We start from the raw sequence: 19,691 nt of genomic DNA, 5'->3' as shown, positions 1-19,691 counted from the left end.
GGGTTAAGACACGCCCCTTTAGAGTTTTGCCATAATGACAGGTAGGATGTACATTTCATCAACCCACGGGTTAAGGTTATGCTATACTTAGTCCATGAGATACTTTCCCACTGAAGCAGAGCATGAGGCTCTGGTTGAAATGCGGCGGCTGACCCGCCGCGCGGCGGCGTACACCGAGAAACGCCGCGCCATCACCCGTGAACGCGGCGAGCTGATCAGGGCTCACGCGGGAATCCCACCGACCCGCGTCGCCGAAGCGTGCGGGTTTTCCCCCGCGCAGGTTTCCAAGATCAGGCGCGGCGAGAAGGACTGACACAGTGAATCTTGGAAACGCCCCCGAAGAGGAACAGATCGCGTGGACGCGCGCCGTGGCGACGGTGTCCGACCCGTCGAGCGCCGAGGTGGACTGGCTCGACGCGGCGCGCGAAGCGTGGGAGGTGTGCCGCGAGCAGGAGTGGCCCGTGGAGATGTTCCAGGGGATGCTTCCCGCTGCCAGTTGATCCACAACGGAAAACGCCCCGCTGGAAGGAGGGAGCCCCGAAACAAACAAGAGAAAGAGAGACCCCCAACGTGAACATCGAAACCCCAGAACACCTCGAAATCCTCGCGGAGACAATGAAGAACGAGGTCCACGCCTCATGGACCCTGCTCCCGCGGCTCCATGAGCTCGACGCCCTCAGCGACGCCTGCACCCGCGCGGCCGTGACGCTAGCCGTTGCGCGCGCCGAGGATGACGCGCCCGAGGCGCGTGTGACCGTGGAGCGCCTCGCGCGGCTCGGAGAGGAGTTCTACCGCGCCCAGGCACTCGTGACAGAGGGCATCACGCTCCTGCGCGGCGACATGGAAGCGTCCACGACGCGCCTGCACGAGCGGGTACGGGCGGGCGAGTCCCTCGCCGCCGTGCACGGGACGCTGGACGGGAAACTCTGGCTCTTCGACTACAGCCGCGCGCTGGAGCTGCTCGACCAGTACGAGGAGACGGGCGCGTGGACCGTGGACCGCACAGCCCTGCACGCCATCGTGGAGGCGATGGGCGCGGCGGAGGTGGCGGTGGTAACTCCCTGACCCCTGAACGCGAAACGGGAGCCTGGTCAACCAGACCAGGCTCCCGTTTGCGTGTGTCGGGGTTACTTCACAGCCGCGCAGGTACTCCACACGGCGGCGGGGTTGGACACGTCGTATCCCGAGGCGAACGCTTCGAGGAGATCATCGTGTGCGCCCGAACGCGAGTCCACGGCGGCGATGGCCGTACCCGCGCCCCGTCCCGCCTCGGCGGCGGGCACACCTTGCGCGCGTACGAACGCGCCCGCGAGGCACTCAGCCTGAAGCTCATTGTGGGTGTCGGCGTCCTTGACCGTCTGTGCGATGTGCCCGAGCTCGTGACCCATCAGCGCCATCACGCTGTACACGCGGTGTACGGAGTCCCCGCCGTCACGCATCTTCGCCACGTACACCTCGCTCCACTGGATCTGGAGCGACGCGGGGCACGCACGCGCGGCGTCGGTGTGGGTGCGCGAGTCGCCCGCGCACTTCAGCTGAGTCAGATCGGTCGGGTCCAGCCGTACGGTTGGCATGGATACGCCCAGATCAGCGACGTACCAGCTCTTCGCTGCCTTTGCCACGGCTTCCACGGCGTCGCCGTCGGACATGCCCGCCACCGCTGAGACGTTGACCCGCTCCATGACCGCCCGCTTGGTGGTCGGGGTACCCGTCACGCTGGGGGTGTACTCGTACGGAGATGCAGCCGTTGACGGAGCCACGCTCACGGCTGCGTGTCCGTCCGTGTGAGACGAACACGCAGCGGAGGAGATAGCCGCGAGGGCGATAAACCCCGCCGCCATTACCTTTTGCTTTCTCGTGTTCATATGCACTAGAATACCGTCTCTTTTGTATTTCATTTCCTAATTCCCGTTTCGGCGTAGGGACGTGCCATTTTCAGGCACGTTTCCGCAGCTCACGTCATCGGTGATTGTTGTCGCGGTTCTGATCTGGAGTCAAGTCCTTGTCAAACTCCAAATTATTCCCCGCCCATTCATCAGGGCTCTTGTAGTCGGCGTTCGAGCGCTGCACGATCCCGCCCTCGACCGTCCGCGCGAGTACGTCCGCGCCGACCTGTTTCGGGTCGATGTAGCGAGAGGGGTCACCCTCCGCTTTCCGAGACTTTCCGCCGCCAGCGCCACCACCGCCCATGCCTCCCATACCGCCACCGCCCATGCCCCCAGCGCGGCGCTGCAAGTCGCCAGGGGAACCTGGGATCGGTCCCTTCGCGCCAATCGGCGTAGGTGCGGTGAGTCCCGCGCCTGAAATCTTGGTGTTGGTTCCGACACCACTCACGGACGAACCGACACCCCCAGCCGCGGCGGCTGCACCAGCGGCTCCGCCCGCCGCTGCGCCCGCGCCGTAGGCGGGCAAGTCGTCCTTCGGGTCTCGCTTCTTCTTGTCGTCTTTCGGCAACGTCGCGCCAGGGGTACCCAGCATGTTCCCTGCACCAGTGCTCGGCGCGCCGGTGCCGCCGCCTGGTTGTGCGCCCTGACCCTGCGGTTGACCCTGTCCCTGCTGAAGGGCTGACGGGTTCTGTCCGGCGTTGTTGTCTCCGCTGAGCTGCGTTCCCGCTTTCGAGGGGTCGTTGCTGGGGTCGTCTCCACCGCCTGTTGACGGTGAACTGGAGGACGGTCCGCCGCCAGTTGACGGGTCGCCAGCACCATCCGTGTCGGAGGGAGAGCTGGACGGGGGATTGTTCATCGGCTGCGCCTCGGTCGGGACCCCGTCTCCGAGGCTTCCCGAGCCCTCTTCCCCTCCTGTCGGGGCACTGAACGGCTTTGAAGGGTCGTACGTCGGGCTGCCTGGGATGTTCGGCGCGGTGGGCGGCGTGAGTCCGTTCATCTTCGCGGCGGTTTCCGTGGACGCCGCCTCGTGTTTCGCGAGAGCCGCCTCACGCTGCTGGCGGGTGTCGTCGGCGTCGGTTTGGGCTGCCTTCGCCGCCGTCTTGTTGGCGGAGGTCGGAGTCGCCTTGGCGCGCATCTCCAGCACCTTCGCCTTATTCTCCTTCGCCTCGACAACCTTGGGCTTCGGAGCCTTGTCGAGGTCTCCGTCCGCTGTGCCCTGCGTGGACGTGATCGTGCCCATGCTGCTCAGATGATCCGCGGTGGACGCCAAGAACTGGTTCATCGCCGCGTTCATCTCTTGAAGTTTGGTCGCGGTCGCGCCCTGGAAATTCTCAGGGAACGGAATGTTGATGTTCCCCAGCTTCGTCGACGCGGCTGTGTATACCTCACTCATTTCCACGTGTGGCGAACTTGCCATCTTCATTTACCTTTCGTCGCGCTGTGCGATAACAGCGGGAAGTTCATATCTAAATTTACCTCTCTACCAGGGCTTATACGTCGATGGCGTGCACTCGCGCCGCCATCCGTCGTTCTTTGTCGATATCCGCTTTCACTTCCGCGTGCAGAATCTTCGCGTCGTGACGCAGCCGCTCGGTGAGCGTGCGGGTATTCGCCGCGTGCTTCTTCTTCATCTCCACGAGGGCCGCCGTGAAATCCTGATATACGGGAGGGATGTTTCCCTCCACCTTCAGTGATTCCACCGTCTCGTCGTACACCGCTGCGCGGGTCTTCATGTCGTCCTCGATCTGATCCGCCAGCCCCTCCAGGGCGTCCGCCAGCGCGGTGCACACGTCGTGATCCATCGCGATGACGCCGCGGTTACCGCCGCTGACGTAGTCGTGGCAGAGCTCCCCGTTCGTCATCGGTGCCCGCCCTTCTCGGGGAGGAGCCCAATCGGCGGGGCTGCGGGGTCGGCGTGCTCGCCCTCACACACGCCAGGGTCCGCGGCGGGCTGCGTGAGGCACACCGCGCCCGCCGTGACCCCCTCGGGGCACGGCGCGGGGGTGAGAGTCTCAGCCGTGCTCGATTGCGGGGGCGGGCAGGCACAGTGCGGGGCGGGGTGCGCCAGGGCAACCCCTGCCACCGTCACGGCCACAACCGCCACGCCCCACGGGGCGGCTCGGCGTGCGCGCTGTGCGAGGTTCGCTGTGCGCTCTTTCGTTGTCATTCTGTAATCCTTTGTCTCGGTTGATAGTTCACTCGAAGTTCGCGTTGATGAGGAGGTGCGTGCAGTGCGCCACCGCCGAGCCAGTTCCCTCGTTCTTCTCGAAGAGGTAGCCCTTAGCCGCGGCGTGAAGTCTCATGTTGAGGTACGCCGAGAGGAGCTCGCCGTCGTCGGGTACCGGGCTGAATTCCCACTGCAACACCGCCGCGCCCACCGCCTCGTCGATACCCGCGTGCGCCATGTACGCCCCAGCCAGGCAAACTGCGCTGAGCTGGTGCGAGTACGGTCGCGCGGTGTCCCAGGTAGCCTCGCCCACCGCGCGCTGCGCCTGCGCCAATCCCGCGGCGGTTCCCGCCACCAAGTGCAGGTAAGCGTCGCGGGTCTCCTCTACAGGGTGTCCCGTCTGCTCAGCTGCGCCATCGGGCGTGACGTTCCCGTTCCCCCCGTAGGTAAGGTCGATACGGCAGGAGGAGGAGTTGAAGAAGTACAGCCCCTGCATGTCTTCGGGGTCGCAGGGCATCGTGTCCAGCGTCGGGGGAATCCACGCAGCGGCATCCGCCATGATCGCCTGGAACGGGTCCGCGTCACTCGGGGCTGCGGGAGTCTCCTGCGCGGTGTTCGGGGCGGGGGCGGGGACTTTGGTTCCGTCGTAGACGGAGACGTGCTCAGCGGTCGGCGTGTACACCGCCGCGCCCACCACGGCCGCAATCGCCGCGGCGCTGGTGAGCTTTCCCATGCGCGAGGTACCGTCCCACTTCGCCTTCGCCCTGGACTTCCATCCTCGCCACGGCGCGGTCGGCTCGGTGCCCTCGGCGGGTACGTCGCCGTCGGCGGGGGTCTCGGTGTCCACGGCGGGGGTCTCCGTGTCGGGTTCATCCGCCGCGTCGGTCAGCCGTTCCGCCAGTCTCTCAGTGTTGATCTTCACTTCACGCTCTCGTTCTCTCTGGTCTCCTGCACTACGCGGTGGACCGTGCTTTTCCCCACTCCCAGCGCCGCGGCTATCCGTACGCAGCTCCACCCCGCCGTGTGCGCTTTCGCCACGGCGCGGCGGTATTCGTCCCGCGCCACGGCGCGGTTCGCGGCTGCGCGCTGGAGCATCGTCAGCGCTTCCTCTTCGCTCATACATTCGAAGGTAACTCTGCGCGTCCCATTTTCGGGACGTGGCGCGTACAGGGGGGGTGTACAGCGCGCCAACGGGAAACGCCCCGCGGTGGTATGTCCACGGCGGGGCGCGTCCAGGGGCGGGGGTTACCTACACCGCCAGCTTCAGCCCTGACGGGTACTGGATCATCGCGTTACCAGCGCCGCGTACGAGCTCCTTCCGCGCGGCGTTGAGCGGGACTCCCGCGTCGATTCCCACCGCCTGCGCGGCTATCGCGCAGAGGGCGAGTACGGGGTAGCGGTAGATCACCCGCCGCGTGATCTCGTGAGCTTCCTTACCGTCCTTCTCGGGCACTTCGAGGGTTTCCATGACGGGCTCGATCCCCCAGCCCGAGTCCTCGAAGACCCACCGCTCCAGTTCCTTCATCGGGTGACTCCCCACCATTCCAGGGTCGAGGGTTCCCTTCGCCCACCGCGCAGCGGTGATGTACGGGTACTCCGCCACGGGGACACCCGCCGCGTGGAGTCCGTCCTCGATGTAGCTCTGAAGCTGGAGGCGGCGCTGAGCGGTGCTGTCCTTCGTCTGCCCCGCCGCCGAGGCGGGGAAGGCTCCCCAGGTCGCCTTGCTGAGCATCACAAGCTGGACATCCGCTGCGTCGGCGGTGATCTTCGCCACCACCTGATCCGCCGCCTTCCGCATCCGTTCCCACTGCGCGCGGGGCGTGTGAGAGTTCACTGACGCCGCGTGCACAACCCCCATCGCGGGGACGGGACGTGTCGAGTCGATACGGGCGAGGGACACGGTCCCCGCGAGCGGGTCCACCGCCCATACGCTGCGGGTGCTCATAGGGTGAATCCTCCTGTGGTCGACCCGCTCGTCTTCTTCGGCGCGGGGTTCGGGGTTGTCTTCTCGGTCTTCTTCGGGGCGCTCTTACGCGGGCGCGGTTTCGCTTTCGGTTCATCCTTCGGCGCGGCTGTGCTGATCTCGGGTTCCGTCACGGCCGCAGCGGGGGTCGGCTCAGGTTCCACGTCCACCACTTCGGCGTCGATTACGCCATCGCCGCCCACGGCAAAGACTGACGGGGTCGGCACGGGTTCCGCCTTCGCCGCGGCGGGTTCAGGTTCCGTCACTACGCGCGGCTCGGGCTTCGGCTCGGGCTTCGGCTCGGGCTTCGGCTCGGGTTCGGGTTCCGCACGCGGCTCTGCCTTCGGGGCGGGTTCGGGTGTCGGTTCAGCCTCGGCGTCGAGGGAGTCGAAGTCGAAGTCATGCACTGGACTTCCGCCGCCACCGCCCGCACTCTTCCGTCCCAGCCACTCCAGGCTCGACGGGTCGTACTTCGCCATCCCGTCTCGAAGGTTCCCGCTGCGGTCTGTGATCGGCACTAGCGGCGTCGTGTATACCTCCGCCAGCTTTCCCTCACGCCACTCTGGACCGCTGGCTTTGATCCCCACACGCGGCGCGAGCCAGGACACGGCGGCGCTGATCGGCTGCCACCGCTCCCAGGACGCGCGCACTTCGGGGGTCGGCGGAGACACTTTCGGGTCCGCCCCCGCCGCCAGGCTGGTCGTTCCAGGGCTCCATGTATAGAACGACTGGAACTCGGTTACGGTGTCGTTTTCACGGTCCACGGTCAAACCGCGTCCCTTCTTCCCCTTCAACCGAGCACCCATGAACGCAGCCCGTTCACGGGTGCTCGCGGTGAAGGCGTCACTCCCCAGAGTGATCTCTGACGGCGCTCCGAGGGAGACCGTCAGCCCCAGGTTTTCTTGCCACGAGCCTGGAACGGCTCCCGCGCCCGTCTTGCGAATCGTCTGACTGAGCAGCACGGCGTGAATTCGGCACTCGCGCCCGAGGCGCAAGATTAAGTCGATATCCTGCTCGAACCCTTCGGCTTCCTTTCCGTACGACCCCGTCATTTTGATAGCCGTGGACCCCCACTCGTCGAGGAGCAGAAGCCACGGCTGCATCCCAGCAAACGCTGAGGCGTCGTTCCCTCTACGCTTCTCGTCACCCGCTCGTGCAAATCGACGCTCCACCTCCTCCCGAACGCGGCGGACCATCACGGCTACCTGTGCTGGGTCCGTTCCAGGGGCAACCATCGCCACTCCTGGCAGACCCTCAAGCGAGGCGAAGTCGCTGCCCTTACCATCTGAAATGAACGCGAGCCACCCGCCGCCCGCATCACGTCCCGTCTCGGGGTCGCGGTATCCCGTCCGCAGAGACTCGATTAGTGAGCGCGCCCACACGCTCTTACCGCCGCCGGTTCCACCCGTGACGAGCACATGCGGGTACGTCTCGATAGGAAAGCTCACGGGGTCTCCGAGGGCGTCCACGCCGAGCATCCACCGCGTGAGCGGGTAACGCCTGATCGCGTCGTCCACGCTCACCGCCGCGCGGGTCGGAGGCTCGGCGCTGATCGCAAGTGGGAAGACTGACTCAGCGTCATCGAACCGCAGCAGCACGTCCCCACGTTCCGTGTCGTGAACCGTGAGGCTGTCCGCGTTCACGCCCATGTTCTTGAACGCGGCGCGGAGCTCGGGAAGCCGCTTGTTCCAGTCAGACGAAGATCGCCCAGCCATGTGCGCGTAGGTCATCTCCAACCCGCCACGGCCTACCGTGACGGAGAGCAGGGTCGGCACGTTAACCGTCGTCACGTCTCGGGTGTATCGCCCGTACTCGCCCTCCACGTCTTCGCGCGTCTTCGTCTCGGCGGTCAGTCCCACCTCCCTGAAGAAGCCCGCCATGCGGCGGTCGTCGCGGAGGTGCTCAAGGAGGCGGTACTTCTCCATCACGTCACGGAGCGCCTCGCCCACGCGCTTCTTGTAGTCCGCGTCCGTCCGCAGCGAGGGAAACCTGCCCATCATCTTCGGCGCTACCACGCTGGCGCGTGTGATCCCGCCGCCACGCTGGAGTGCCAGGAGCGGTCCGCCGTGCTTGTCGGAGAGCTTCTTCCCCGCTGGGAGGTTGAGCTTGTCCGCGGGCAGCGCGGCGTGCCAGTGACGTACCACGAGGGGCTTCTCCAACTTGTGCGTGCCACCCGTGAAGCGCGTTATCGGCTTCGACAGGAGGGACTTCTCCTCCGCCGCCGCCTCCTTGTCGATGGCGCTGATTATCGGCGCGTATTCCTTCTCTACGCCCTTGCGCGCCTTCGACACTTCTGCGTCAGTGCCGCGGTAGATCTTGCGGCTCGCGTCGATATCCCGCTGGTGCTCTTTCTCAACGTCCTTGTTCGTCTTGTACTTTGATGTCGCCATTACTCCCAGGCTCCGTCCTCATCCGCCAGTTCACGCGCGCGGGCACGGGAGGCGGCGGCACGTTCCCGCGCGGCTGCCTCTTCCTGTTCCATTCGCTCGCGTTCCTTGTCCTCTTCGCGCTGTGCTCTCGCCCGCGCCTTGTCTTCGTTCCGTTGTTCCTTCACCGCCGCCTTCTCGCGCTCCGCCGTCCCACGGCGTACGTATCCCTCCGCCTCTTCACGGGTACGGGGCGGTCCCCACTCCCGCTCCTTCTCACGCAGCCACAGCAACGCCTGCACGGTCTCCCGCTGCGTGTCGGCGTCCATCAGTGCAAAGTCCTCATACGGCGGGGCGGGGTACATTCCGAGCAGCGCCTCGTATTTCTTGCGGGAGGGGGCGAGCACGGCGGGCTTCAGCGGTTTACCGTCGCCGCCGTCACCCTCACGGCGGGGGCGGTACTCAGTGAACGGCGGGGGCGTGTGATCCCTGCGCCGCCGCTCGCGCGCCTCCGCCTCCCGCCAGAATTTCTGAGCCGCTTCGGAGTATCCCGTCTGAAGGCGGTTCGTGTACTCCTCGAACTCGCGAGCGTCCATCCGTCAGCTCCACGCGCCGTCGTCCCGCTCGGCGCGGCGTCTGGCACGTTCGGCGGCGCGTTGCGCCCGTGCGCGCGCCGCCTCCGCTTCCCGCTCCTTGATCCGCCTCTGCGTCTCCTCGCCCTCCCTGATCTGGCGGGCGCGGGAGTCTTCCGCCTTCTCGGTGCGGGAGGTGTGGCTGGCGAGGTCGTGACTCCCGCCACCCTCGCCCGCTGCTGCGGCCCATGCTCCCCGCACAATGAGCCAGCACACCACGAGGAAGGCAATTCCCAAGAGGATGTCCACGGCTACTCGTCCTCTCCGACGAAGTCGAGGTAGTCCTCCACGTTGCCCCAGCCGTGTGCCTTGTCCTTCTCCTTCGCTTCCTCGGCACGTTCACGGGCGGCACGGCGCTCATCCTCGGCGCGCTGGGCCGCGGCGGCTTCCGCTTCCTCCTGCGCCTTCTTCCGCGCCTCCTCGGCTTCGGCTTCCTTGATCGCGCCCTTTACCTTCTTCACTCCTTCCGCCACTCCCGAGAGGGCATAGAGGGAGGCGATAATCACTACGCTGCCCAGAACAATGGCGGCGATAATCGTGAACCACACGCGCGGCTGTGTGAGCGCGCCAACGCCGCCGTGTGGGTCCTTGTGCTCGAACGGCGGGGGGCTCCCCTCACGCCGAGCCTTGATGTTCGCGCATTCCTGAGCGCTGAAGGTCTTCATGCACTCGTCCATGGACCATGACCCGCCGCCCTTACTGGGCGAGGGGGTCGGCGTGACGGTCACGGTGTGCGTCGGTCCCGCGTATGCGGCGGGTGTGGTAACGCCCACCGCTACGGGCGCGAGGCTGAATGTCGCGGCGGCTACAAGCGTCGTCAATCGACTCTGTGCTTTCATTTCATGCTCCTGTTTGTCTAAAGGGCGGCGGGAGCCGCCCTTCTCCGTTAAACCGCGTTGGACTTGGAAGTGAGGGAAAGTCCAACGCGGGGCTGAAGTAATTCTATAAAATTTCCCCGCCTTTTGTTATGACACGCCGTGTTGTGTTCTTGCGTGTCGTTTAACGGTGTGCTAGGGAATCGCGGCGTGTCGGCTTACACGCCACGAGTTCCGCGTTCCACGTTCACTGGGAGCGGTTCCCGCTTATCCGTTCACTGGGCAAGGGGAATGCGCCGCGCGGTTCGGGGAGCGTGTACCGCGCGGCGCTGATCCATTCACGGCCTCGCGTTCCACATTCCCCTGTCCATGTCCACCCGCCGCGTTGATCAGGGGGATACGTTCGAGGTTGCTGTTACCCATTTCTTGCCCCTTCTTTACCCCTTACTTGCCCCTTCCAACTCGCCAAGGTTTGCATCAGATGGCGCGGCGCGTGTCCTCAAGGGGTGTTAATTCACGTGTTCTAGGCGTTTTCTGAGGGATTGAGGGCACATCTGCCCTTAATTGAGGTCCGCCATCAGGCGGGAAAGGCAGGGGTAGAAAACGCCCGCCTGGGCGGGGTCCAGGCGGGCGTGTATTAGGGGAATAGGGGCGGGGCTATCCGTTCACCAATGACAAAGCGGCGGGGATATCCTCGCGGCGGTTATCCATCAGGCGGCGTACCTTGTCAATCGTTCCCGCGCCGCCGAGTCCGTCCTTCTTCAGTCGGTTAGTCGAGTGGCCCGCGTTGATCCCGTCAATGATCCGCGCCAGGTTCGCGCGGTCAATCTTCGGAGCCTCCCCGCTGTGGAGGAGCTGTTCCGCCTCCTCCATCGCGGCGTCCGAGGGGGGAGGGAGGTCATCCTCGGGTTCCACGGGACGCTCCACGGGGAGGGTCGGCACGGGAGCGGGAGCCTCCCTCACTTCCTCCACGGGAGCCGCGAGGGGAGGCTCCGAGGGAGAGGCGGGGGAGGGAGCGGGAGCCTCCACCCTCCCCTCCACGGGGAGGTTCGGCGGAGGTTCCAGTCGACGCTCCACGGAGGAGAGGGCTCTGTCCTGGGCTTTCGCCGCGAGGAGGCGCAGGCGGGAGGGCTCGCGGGAGGGGGTGTCAGAGCCATCCCGCTTCACCCGCAGCCCAATCAGCAGCACCGTGCAAACCGTCATGACCACGTCAGGCACCGCCGCGGCCGCTGCGTTCACGGCAAACGGGGAGGAGGGAGTCCACCGCAGGATCACCTCAAGAATCGCCAGGTATGACTGGACGAGGGAGATCCCCGCCACCACTCCCAGCCCGAGGAGGCTGATCCATCGGTAGGCGCGCGGGAGCTTGCTCAGCACCGAGAGCTCGAAGAGTACGAGTGTGACGAGCACCACTCCAGGCACCGCGGCGTGGTACCACTGGTTCGAGTTCTCGATTCGCGCAAATTCTGCGTTGATCCATGAGCTCGCCGCGGCGCTGCCGAGGAGCACCGCCCACGCAAAGGCGGAGGTTGGTCTGTGCCAGCGGGTCACCGAGGGCGTAACCGCTGCGGGGGTCCTGCTCATATCTCATCCGCCAATCCGTCGAGGTCCTCGTCGTCATCCTCAGCTGCGCTGGAGGGTAACTCCGCCCCGTGACTGGGCGGGGCTGTGTCCACCGTCACACCAGCGGGCGGCGGGGGTACGGGGAGCCCGTTCGCGCGGGCCGTACGCACCTCCGCCGCGTACGCCTCGAACTCCCGCCAAGCGGCGCTCTGGTCGACGGTCACGGTCACGAGCGCGTCAAGGTGTCGCTGGGGCGTGTACCACGCGGGGTCCATCAGTCTCTGGTCAAACATTCGCTTCTTCCTTCGTCTTGTTTCGGTTCCTCCCTGCCAATCGGCGCGCTTCCACCGCGGCGTTGAACTCGTCCTTGGTTCTGAAGCCCGCCAAGAGCGGGTCAGCAAGCTTCCACTGGCAGCCCTGCTGAAGCTTCGGGGTCGGTCGAAACGCGCCGAGCTTCCAGCCGTTCTCCAATGCGGCGGCGGTAAGAGGCTTCCACCGCTTCCCTATCTTGTTGGTCCTGATCTCCGTTACGGTCAGCCCTTTGCTGTACTGCCCAAGAACGGCAGCCACCTCACGCACCGCGTCCAGTTCCTCCTCGGTCAGTAACCCTTCCGCGTCGGGGTCGGGGAGGTCACCCGCGCCGCGCAGGGCGGTCGAGCGCATCCTGAAGAGCTCTCCCCTGATCTCACGGGTCGTTCCCGTCAACTCCGCCAGTTCCCGCACCAGCGCAGCCACGAGGGAGTCTTCGCTCACGTCCACCGCCGCGCTGGTCTGCTTCGCGGGTACAAGCTCCCCCGTCACCGCGGTAGGGGCGGGCGGCGTGTACTCGTCCACGCCCGCAAAGCTCACGGGTACGGCGAGGAGCTCACGGGTCAGCGTCACCGTTCCCGTGTCCGCCACCGTCACGAGTCCCTCGCGCCCGAGCCACGCCACGGCGTCGGGGATAGCCACGGGGTCCACGCGGTACGCGCCCTGTCGTGTGATCGTCGCCAGTACGCGGCGGAGGGAGTCGACGGGTACGGGGAGCTGATTTAACTGGTACCGCCCGTCACGGTAAACCACCACGCGGGGCGGGGCGAGGAGCGCACTGATCACCTCGGGCGCGGCTTCCGTCACGCCCGCTTCGGGCAGGGTTCCCGCGTCGAGGAGCCTGAGCAGAATCTCCGCGCGCGGGTCGCTGGACACCAGCACCGCGGCGCTCGGCGCGGGGAGAGTCCAGGGGAGGTCGGTCGGGGTCGCCCGCTTCTTGTCACGGGCAACGTCGCTCAAGCGCACCTCGCCGTCGTGCACGGTCACCGTGCCCGTCGCGCGGAGGTGTGACAGCGCGGCGTTGAGGAGGGTCTCTGCGTTCTCGAAGTTCGGCTCGCGGGTTCGCACGGCGGCGCGGAGCGTGTCCACGCGCAGGGCGTCGTTGTCCAGCAGGTACGCAACCACGGCGCGGGTCACCACCACCTCTTCGCGCCGCGCGGGGTCCTCGGTCAGGCGCAGGGCGCTCTTCGCCACCACCGCCAGCCCCGTGTCGAGGCAGCGGTTGATGACACGCGCCGCGTCAAGCCCAGCGGCGTTACGCACCGCCTGCTTCGTCACGCCTCCGCGCGTGTACACGGCGAGCATGGTTCTGGTCACGAGGGGGTCCACGTCGGGCTGCACGGGCGGAGTCGGGCGGGACGTGCTCACCATCGCGTCGAGCGCCGCCTGCGGGTCGGTCTCGGCGGGAGGGGGAGCGGGAGCCTCGGTCTCCGTCTCCGCTTCGGGTTCGACGGCAGCGGGCGCGGGGTCGACGCTGGACAGCAGCGTGACGGTTCTCCACGCTGCTCGGTCGGCGGGGTCGGTCAGAGCCGCGCCGTACGCTTCAAGCTCAGCGTCCCCAACGCCGCGGCTTCGCTGAGCCTCGAACTCGGCGCGCTGGCGTGCCATGGCCTCGCGGCTCCCTATGTAGAAGAATTCTCCCTTGGCAACCGTCACCTCGCCGCGGTCAATGGCGGCGGTCAGCGCGGCGTGGGCCGCCTCGCCGTCAGCTTCGGGGAGCGTGGTTATCACCTCGCGCAGGTCCTCTATCGTGGCACGGCTCCGCTCCTTCAGGAGGTCCAGGAGGGCGGTCATGATTCACCGCCCTCGCTGACAAGGTCGAACAAGCTGTCCAGCTTCGACTGTGAGTTGCTGATCATCGCTTCCAGCGCCGCCTGCGGGTCGGAGCGCGGGAATGGCGCGGTGTCCTCGTCGTCCATCCACACGGGCTGGGCACGCGGGGCAATGTATATCTCCGCCCCAGCTATCACGGTTGACAGGGAAGGGAGCACACCAGCCGCGTCGAACCACTCGCCGCGCGGGCGGCGGGCGTAGGAAAACGCATCGTGCAGGTTGATCTCCAGCAGTGCGCTGTCGCGCGTGTACCAAACCACGAGTGGGGTCAGCTCCACGCCGCTCGCGTTTTCGAGATCACGCCACCGCTTACGCAGCTCGCCTGTTCGTCCAATCTTCACGGAGTCGTTCTCGGCGTTGTGCAGGACGTAGCACATACTCCCGCTGAAATCGCACCGCTGCGCCTTGCCCGTGTCATGAAAGCGTCGCATCGCGTCGCGCAGAATGAGCCCGCAAACGCGGTCTTCCTCGATCAGCACCGCGAATTTATCGAACGGTGCGGGAATCGGCAGCGCAGTGTAAGTGAGGGTAGGGAGGATCACGCCTGCGCCTCTTCCGCCTCAACGCCGCGCAGGTTACGCAGAATCACGGTAACGCTGCCTGGAGCCAAACCGAGGAGCCGTGCAATCACGGTCACGGGCATGCCCTCTTTGCGCGCAAAGTAGATCATCTTGTTTCGGGCGTCCACCGCCTCGTTCCACTCCAGGCGGCGCATTTCCACAAACTTGCGGGTCGCCTCTAGGCTGCGGGCGCGCTCTTCCATTCCAACGGGCAACTCGCTGTGTGGCCGTCCTCGTGCCGCCCTTTCGTGAGTATTGGTCATGACTCTCGCTTTCGTTTGATCGTCCATATAACGTACCTCGGACTATCGAATAAATGGTTCGGATAACATGACACGCGGTACACCCTCCCTATACACCGCGGGCGGCGGAGGGAATGAGGGTAACGCGCCGCGCGATCAGCGGGGACGTGCCATTTTCGCGCGGTGCATCTTCCCTGGTCACGCTGCGGGTTTCGCCATTCCCGCGTGCCCCGTTCCCGCCAATCCACGGCGTAATTCACCCTCCACTTTCACAGGTTGACTCGGTACAATATCCCTACACACAACCACCCACCAATCACACAACTGGAAGGCTCACACATGACCACATCTCTCTCTTTCACCATGCCCGCATTCGCCCGTACCTCTCGCGGTACCCGTGCCGCCGTCGCCATGATTCGCGCAGCCATGCACCCCGCCGTGGTCCTCGCCCTCGGGACTGTCGCCGTGGCGCTCGGCGTGTACGCCGCCACTCACCCGCTCACGGTGTACGTGCCCGTGCCTGAGTTGGCGGTACATGATGACGGGTACAACGTGAACGCCTCGGGCACGGCGGGGCTGGGGCATTGGACACAAGACCAGCTCAAATCCTGGTACGAGTACCGCTCCCACTTCGGGCAGGGTGTGCTCATCTGAGCGGTGTACCGCGCGGCGGGGTATGCTTGAGGCGCTTTCAATTCATGCTCACGTTTGACACAAGAGCGCCCCGTCCCTGCATGAGCAGCCAGGGAGGGGCGCTTCTTTTTGTGTCGGGGCGGGTTACGGGTTACGCGGCGGTGTTACGGGTCCACCCCCACTCGAACGTCCACAGCTCGGGGACTGTGTCTTCGCCCTCCGCCACGGCGGCGAAGGTCGCGGTGTGCACGAGCCGCTCGTCGGTTATCGTCACGTCCCACGCCACGGGTTCCGCCGTGAGGGCGGGTTCGCCGTCGTGGGCGGGGAGCGTGAGGTCCTTGTCGCTCCAGAGCCTGTCCAGCGCCGCGCGTACCACTCGCTGCTCCTCGGCGGGAGTCAGGTACGGGTCCACCGCCTCAGCGGCGTCCAGCGCGGTGTACGTGGAGGACGCGGTCAGCTTCTCCCACGTCGCCCGTACCCCGCTCTGGGCGGGGGTGTACTCGGCGGGGTTGTCGTATGTCATCGGGTCTCTCTTTCCTATCGGTTTCGGGTCTCCCTCCTTCCACGTTTCGGGGTACCCCGTAGGCCGTAACGGGTACGGCCTACGGGGCGGGGTCACGGGGCGCGTGTCACCTCTCCCCGCAGCTCCTCCAGGGCGTTCAGTTCTTCCACGGGCAGGGCGAGGAGGGCGGGGTCGGCGCGGAGCACCGCCCGCCTGAAGTCCTGCCAGGCTCGGCTGGACAACACGGCGCGCATGACCTCCACTTGGATATCGGCGAGTTCCTCGTCCAGGGCGGATGGCACGTCCCGACCGTGGAGGGATGCGAAGGAGGCGGCGAGGGTTGCGTGGAGGGCGGTCATGCTGCGCTCACCCCCGCTGCATACGTGAACGTCCAGCGGGTCGTGGAGTCGTCGGGGGCGAGCACGTTCCACACCGTGCGAACCTCGACAACCCCGTCTTCGAAGGTCACCCTGTGACGCAGCGGCTGAGCAACCACCATCCTGGGCGGCGGGTACACGAGCGACGCCCCGCCGCCCCACAGCCGCTTCAGTCGGGAAACCATCTCCCGCCTTCCCGCGGCCGTGGCGAGGTTGAGCCCGTCGATCACCGCATCGAACGACTCGGTCATCGTCTCGTGGTAGCGACGGTCCAAGTCATCGTGAATCCCACGCATGTACTCGTTCATTGCGGCGCGGCTCATTTCATCGCCGCCGCGGCCGCCTGGACACGCGCGAACTTGTCGGCGGGAAGAAAGTTGCCGTCCTTCAGCGCCCACAGCATCGGGTCGCCGTGCGCGTCGGGACGTACTGCAATCTGCTCCGATTTTTCGAGGTACTCCATCCCCGCCGCGTAGTACGCACGCTTACTCCAGCGATCCCGTAGGTACTTGTCCTTCGGGAAGGGTCCGTGCTCCGACAACTTATTCCAGAATGTGTCGGCGGCAACGATGGCATGAGCCTGTTCCAGCGCGTCCTTCGCGTTGTTTGCCGCGAACATCTCCGCGCCGCGCTGCTCCCCCACCTTCCTCGCGTCGCGTTCCATGGCATCCATCATTTCGTCGTAGGCGAAAGCGGCGGTGGCACGAGATACCATCATTTGTGCCTTGGCGAGCACCCAGTCCATGTCAGTCGGCTCGGGTCGTCCATCCAGCCACGCGAAGAGCACGGCTTGCTTGATTCGGGTCAGCGTCCCGTGCGAGTTCGTGATAACACGTTCCAGCTCCTCACGCTCTTCATCGGTAAGCGCCAACCACTCGTCACGGTTCGACTTCGTAGCCAGCGCGGCGTCCTGACGCTCCTGCAACTCCGCGAGTTCCAACTGCATCAGGGGGGCGCGCCCGTACCCTATCCAGACGGGATCGGGTAGCACCGTGTCATCTTTTACCTCCGAGGGCAGCGCCGTTTCCTCTGAGCCTCCACCGAACACGTTCCCGCCAATGTTCCAGGTTGGCTTCGGGAACGTCACACCAGGCGGCGGGATAACGCGCTTCGGCGCGCGTGCCTTGGTGCGCTGCTCCAGGGAAGGTGCCCACACAAATCGCTGCGGGGTGCCGTCGGCCACTCCGTCCATGATCCCTTTGGAGTTCTCAGGCTGTACGCCCCAGGCAGCGTGGATTCGGTACGTGTTGTCGATGAGCAGTGTCTGACGGTTTACGTCACTCGTCATGTTGCCTGTCGTCTCACCAGACCACATCGACCGCATCATGGCGTCGGTCTGGGAGCCCTCGCGTAGAAACTCTGCATTTAGCTTTTTCACCTCGGGTGAGTTAACCAGCAGCATGTGTCGGCGGTACTGCGTGACGTAGTACGGTTCCTTGAGGGGCTTCCCGTCCTCGTCGCGTGTGATTTTCACAACCTCGGCAAATTGCTTGATCAGCCCCTGCCCTGTTCCATCGGTGATGGGGCGCATAAACGGCTTCACTACCTCACGCGCCGCCTTAAAGGTCTTGCTTTTACCGCCACCACTCAGTGACGTGAGCGCCACATAGGTCGACAGACTCGTCCCTGATTCGAGACTCTTTCCCTCTGATCCGTCACTCTTCACCAGTACGTGCGTTGCATCAACCCACGTTGCCATGTTCATCTGGCACACCGCCAACATCCCCCACGCGGAGACTCGCTCCAGCGCAGCTGTGTATGCAATCTCCTGAAGCTTCGGAGAGGCAGTGAAGATATGTGACGCCCGCTCGATATCGTCCAGCATCTTCGCGCTGAGCGGTACACCAAACGGGTTAGGGCGCGGCTTGGCTTTAACGCCACGGGAGAGTTGCTGTTTCACCAGAGCGTTGAGGTACTGCTTCTCCAGTTCGTCCAGGTCGTTGGAAATACGCTGCGCGCTAGAGTTCACCTTCGCGCGTAGGGCAGCGCGGTCGGCTTCCTTCTGGCGCTGCGTTTCGAGTTCCACCTCCTCCGCGTCGAACAAGTCGCGCGGGTTCGTGTTGAAGTCGACGTTGTAGTTGTCGTCGTTTACTGATACAATGGGCGTAGTCATCTTGTAGTCCAGCTTCCACGGCTAGCATCACCCCGCATAGCGTCCCCACGCGGCGGGGTTTTTGCTTTCAAGCGGTAGCCAGTTCCCCCTTATCGGCGTCGTCCAGCAGGTATCCCCAGAGCAGCGCGGCGTCCTCGGGACGGATCAAGAAGCTCTCCTTCTGTGATTCGTTCTTCAGGCGGGTCGCGGGGAGCTTTCCCGCGTGAATAGCCGCGAATACGCGGCTGCGGCTCACACCGAAATTCTCGGCTACCCATCCTGTGCCCGCGTACTCGGGAATGCGGTCGTCGTCCATTGCATCGCGCAGAATGGCGCGCATGCGCGGCTTGCTAAGCATTGTTTGTCCTTTCGACGTTGTATAGCTTGTCTTAGTAGTATATCTCAGATTTCAGAAATCATCTGTCGAAGACACGACACGCCGAGAGGTATGTCTGCTGTGCATCCCGCCGCGTGATACATTCCACGGCCGCTGCGTCCATAAACGGCACCACAGCGCCGTTCCAGCAAACTTCAGGAGGGGTCAAGAGGGCGGCAGTATTTTGCCGCTTCTGGTCTTCGCGGAAAAGTAGGGCGGCAAACATAGTGCCGCCCCTGTTTCTGTTTTCAGAACAAATCAGTACGTTATTGCAGGTCAGGGGTAGGGAGGCAAATATAGTGCCTCCTTTGCCCCTTCGCCGCGTCGCCCATCTCTGACACCCGCAGCGTGAAAGAGAGGTCAATAAGCGTATAAGCGCAGGTCAGAGTACGTAAATATAAAGTGTCACGTCCCATGTTCTTAATTAAGATATGTCTATTAAGTCGTGTTTCTACGGTGCCCTGAGCCGCGCGGGGTGCGACACCCCCCAAAGGAGGCACTATATCTGCCGCCCAGCCGTTCTTCACGTGAAGTCAGCTAATCTTCCGACACGCGGCGGGGTTGTAGTTAACCTTCAGCCGCGCCAACCCGCCAACCGTCACCCGTTCCCCTCCAACGCGCAGCGGTGGTAGCTTCCAGAACCATGCCCCAGTACAAGTCCGTAGCCGTGCACAGTGGAAGTTGGACCGCCGATGTGGACAAGGCGGTAGCCGAGGAGGCGACCCGCCAGGGTAAGGACGGGTGGCGGATAAACAACATCATGAAGCAGGGCGAGCGGGACGCCATCGTGGAGTTCGTGAAGGACTGACAGGGCTCACGCTGCGTAGAAGCGGGGCGCGTGTTCCCACGGGCCCGCGTACCCATCCACGCCGCGCGACTGAAGCCGCGCATCCGTGTCTACGCCCCCATCCACACGCCGCGCGGGACAATAGGAGCATGTGCAGATCACGTGACGCAGGCGGGCGGCGGTGTACGGGCGAGCGGTGCGTGCAGTCACGCCGCGCGCGCCAGTTGCGCTACGTTCACGCGAAGCGTGAAGCCGAGTACGCCATCCGTGACGCCCGCGCCGAGGCTGAGCGTGACTACACGCGGCGCGTACACCGCGCCCATACCCGCCCCACAGGGCTGAGCGACCCGTACAGGGGCGGGTACGGGGAACACCGCCCCTCGGGGCGGGTACACGGGGCGGGGTGCGCTGTAGTAGTACAGGGGCACGTGGAGCGTGTACCAGGCGCGTGGGGACGTAGACAGGAACGCGCGGCGGGTGACGGGCAAGGGGAACACGCCCCACGGCGCGGGCGTACCGCTCCCGAGTCACGCGGAGACGAGTCCCGCGCCGTGTACGGCCACCCCGCCGAGCGGGGCGAGTCTTCCC

Annotated in this window: 25 protein-coding genes; 5 read left to right on the top strand and 20 right to left on the bottom strand. The window is 65.1% G+C overall.

Annotation, left to right across the window (positions count from 1 at the left end):
- The first annotated feature begins 94 nt into the window (after window positions 1-94).
- From BST28_RS23730 to BST28_RS17600, 3 genes are all read left to right on the top strand, one after another.
- Window positions 95-313, top strand: coding sequence for a helix-turn-helix domain-containing protein (locus tag BST28_RS23730; protein WP_133054316.1), 219 nt, complete (start codon window positions 95-97; stop codon window positions 311-313).
- Between the two features lie 4 nt (window positions 314-317).
- On the top strand, window positions 318-500 hold the full coding sequence (locus BST28_RS17605) for a hypothetical protein (RefSeq protein ID WP_083082143.1): 183 nt from the start codon (window positions 318-320) through the stop codon (window positions 498-500).
- A gap of 70 nt (window positions 501-570) precedes the next feature.
- Window positions 571-1,065 (top strand): hypothetical protein, encoded by a 495-nt coding sequence (locus tag BST28_RS17600; protein ID WP_133054315.1) that lies wholly within the window; start codon window positions 571-573, stop codon window positions 1,063-1,065.
- Window positions 1,066-1,127: 62 nt separating this feature from the next.
- On the opposite strand, the gene BST28_RS17595 is transcribed toward BST28_RS17600, so the two are convergent.
- The 15 genes from BST28_RS17595 to BST28_RS17525 all read right to left on the bottom strand — a co-directional run bounded on the left by BST28_RS17595 (window position 1,128) and on the right by BST28_RS17525 (window position 14,384).
- Window positions 1,128-1,715 carry a M48 family metalloprotease gene (locus BST28_RS17595; RefSeq protein WP_133054314.1) on the bottom strand — a complete coding sequence of 196 codons (588 nt, stop codon included), beginning with the start codon at window positions 1,713-1,715 and terminating at the stop codon, window positions 1,128-1,130.
- A gap of 244 nt (window positions 1,716-1,959) precedes the next feature.
- Window positions 1,960-3,303, bottom strand: a complete 1,344-nt coding sequence (locus tag BST28_RS23725) for a hypothetical protein (RefSeq protein ID WP_133054313.1) — start codon at window positions 3,301-3,303, stop codon at window positions 1,960-1,962.
- Between the two features lie 73 nt (window positions 3,304-3,376).
- Window positions 3,377-3,748, bottom strand: coding sequence for a hypothetical protein (locus tag BST28_RS17585; protein ID WP_083082139.1), 372 nt, complete (start codon window positions 3,746-3,748; stop codon window positions 3,377-3,379).
- 333 nt (window positions 3,749-4,081) lie between these two features.
- Window positions 4,082-4,975 (bottom strand): hypothetical protein, encoded by an 894-nt coding sequence (locus BST28_RS17580; protein ID WP_083082138.1) that lies wholly within the window; start codon window positions 4,973-4,975, stop codon window positions 4,082-4,084.
- Window positions 4,972-5,172 (bottom strand): helix-turn-helix domain-containing protein, encoded by a 201-nt coding sequence (locus BST28_RS17575; protein ID WP_083082137.1) that lies wholly within the window; start codon window positions 5,170-5,172, stop codon window positions 4,972-4,974. Before BST28_RS17575 ends, BST28_RS17580 begins: the two co-directional genes overlap by 4 nt.
- Before the next feature lie 130 nt (window positions 5,173-5,302).
- Window positions 5,303-5,998: a hypothetical protein gene (locus BST28_RS17570; protein WP_083082136.1), complete on the bottom strand. Its 696-nt coding sequence runs from the start codon at window positions 5,996-5,998 to the stop codon at window positions 5,303-5,305.
- Entirely contained in the window at window positions 5,995-8,406 is a 2,412-nt protein-coding gene (locus tag BST28_RS17565; RefSeq protein ID WP_083082135.1) for an FtsK/SpoIIIE domain-containing protein, read from the bottom strand. The genes BST28_RS17570 and BST28_RS17565 overlap by 4 nt, the downstream gene beginning before the upstream one ends.
- A complete protein-coding gene (locus BST28_RS17560) occupies window positions 8,406-8,978 on the bottom strand; it encodes a hypothetical protein (protein ID WP_083082134.1) in 573 nt (190 codons plus the stop codon). The genes BST28_RS17565 and BST28_RS17560 overlap by 1 nt, the downstream gene beginning before the upstream one ends.
- 3 nt (window positions 8,979-8,981) lie before the next feature.
- Window positions 8,982-9,263 carry a hypothetical protein gene (locus tag BST28_RS17555; protein WP_083082133.1) on the bottom strand — a complete coding sequence of 94 codons (282 nt, stop codon included), beginning with the start codon at window positions 9,261-9,263 and terminating at the stop codon, window positions 8,982-8,984.
- 2 nt (window positions 9,264-9,265) lie between these two features.
- A complete protein-coding gene (locus BST28_RS17550) occupies window positions 9,266-9,679 on the bottom strand; it encodes a hypothetical protein (RefSeq protein WP_133054312.1) in 414 nt (137 codons plus the stop codon).
- Window positions 9,680-10,486: 807 nt separating this feature from the next.
- Window positions 10,487-11,413, bottom strand: a complete 927-nt coding sequence (locus tag BST28_RS17545) for a hypothetical protein (protein WP_133054311.1) — start codon at window positions 11,411-11,413, stop codon at window positions 10,487-10,489.
- Complete coding sequence (locus BST28_RS17540) at window positions 11,410-11,685, bottom strand: hypothetical protein (RefSeq protein WP_083082130.1); 276 nt, start codon at window positions 11,683-11,685, stop codon at window positions 11,410-11,412. Before BST28_RS17540 ends, BST28_RS17545 begins: the two co-directional genes overlap by 4 nt.
- A complete protein-coding gene (locus BST28_RS17535; protein WP_083082129.1) occupies window positions 11,678-13,495 on the bottom strand; it encodes a hypothetical protein in 1,818 nt (605 codons plus the stop codon). Before BST28_RS17535 ends, BST28_RS17540 begins: the two co-directional genes overlap by 8 nt.
- Window positions 13,492-14,076, bottom strand: coding sequence for a GIY-YIG nuclease family protein (locus BST28_RS17530; protein ID WP_083082128.1), 585 nt, complete (start codon window positions 14,074-14,076; stop codon window positions 13,492-13,494). The genes BST28_RS17535 and BST28_RS17530 overlap by 4 nt, the downstream gene beginning before the upstream one ends.
- Window positions 14,073-14,384: a hypothetical protein gene (locus BST28_RS17525; protein WP_133054310.1), complete on the bottom strand. Its 312-nt coding sequence runs from the start codon at window positions 14,382-14,384 to the stop codon at window positions 14,073-14,075. Before BST28_RS17525 ends, BST28_RS17530 begins: the two co-directional genes overlap by 4 nt.
- A 291-nt stretch (window positions 14,385-14,675) precedes the next feature.
- Here BST28_RS17525 and BST28_RS17520 point away from each other — a divergent pair, with 291 nt between their 5' ends.
- Entirely contained in the window at window positions 14,676-14,990 is a 315-nt protein-coding gene (locus BST28_RS17520) for a hypothetical protein (protein WP_133054309.1), read from the top strand.
- A 130-nt stretch (window positions 14,991-15,120) separates the two neighbouring features.
- Here the strand turns inward: BST28_RS17520 and BST28_RS17515 are convergent, their stop codons facing one another.
- The 5 genes from BST28_RS17515 to BST28_RS17495 all read right to left on the bottom strand — a co-directional run bounded on the left by BST28_RS17515 (window position 15,121) and on the right by BST28_RS17495 (window position 18,280).
- Window positions 15,121-15,492, bottom strand: a complete 372-nt coding sequence (locus BST28_RS17515; protein WP_083082125.1) for a hypothetical protein — start codon at window positions 15,490-15,492, stop codon at window positions 15,121-15,123.
- A gap of 92 nt (window positions 15,493-15,584) precedes the next feature.
- Window positions 15,585-15,830, bottom strand: a complete 246-nt coding sequence (locus BST28_RS17510) for a hypothetical protein (protein ID WP_083082123.1) — start codon at window positions 15,828-15,830, stop codon at window positions 15,585-15,587.
- Window positions 15,827-16,171, bottom strand: coding sequence for a hypothetical protein (locus BST28_RS17505; protein WP_083082121.1), 345 nt, complete (start codon window positions 16,169-16,171; stop codon window positions 15,827-15,829). Before BST28_RS17505 ends, BST28_RS17510 begins: the two co-directional genes overlap by 4 nt.
- A complete protein-coding gene (locus BST28_RS17500) occupies window positions 16,168-17,961 on the bottom strand; it encodes a hypothetical protein (protein WP_083082119.1) in 1,794 nt (597 codons plus the stop codon). The genes BST28_RS17505 and BST28_RS17500 overlap by 4 nt, the downstream gene beginning before the upstream one ends.
- Before the next feature lie 67 nt (window positions 17,962-18,028).
- Window positions 18,029-18,280 carry a hypothetical protein gene (locus BST28_RS17495; protein WP_083082117.1) on the bottom strand — a complete coding sequence of 84 codons (252 nt, stop codon included), beginning with the start codon at window positions 18,278-18,280 and terminating at the stop codon, window positions 18,029-18,031.
- Between the two features lie 679 nt (window positions 18,281-18,959).
- Between BST28_RS17495 and BST28_RS24150 the strand changes: the two genes are divergently transcribed.
- A complete protein-coding gene (locus BST28_RS24150; protein ID WP_165758096.1) occupies window positions 18,960-19,124 on the top strand; it encodes a hypothetical protein in 165 nt (54 codons plus the stop codon).
- Window positions 19,125-19,691: the final 567 nt, after the last annotated feature.

This window comes from Mycolicibacter kumamotonensis (assembly GCF_002086285.1).
Lineage (GTDB): Bacteria > Actinomycetota > Actinomycetes > Mycobacteriales > Mycobacteriaceae > Mycobacterium > Mycobacterium kumamotonense.
Note: the sequence above shows the minus strand (reverse complement) of the source record. Positions and strands in the feature narration are given on the sequence as shown.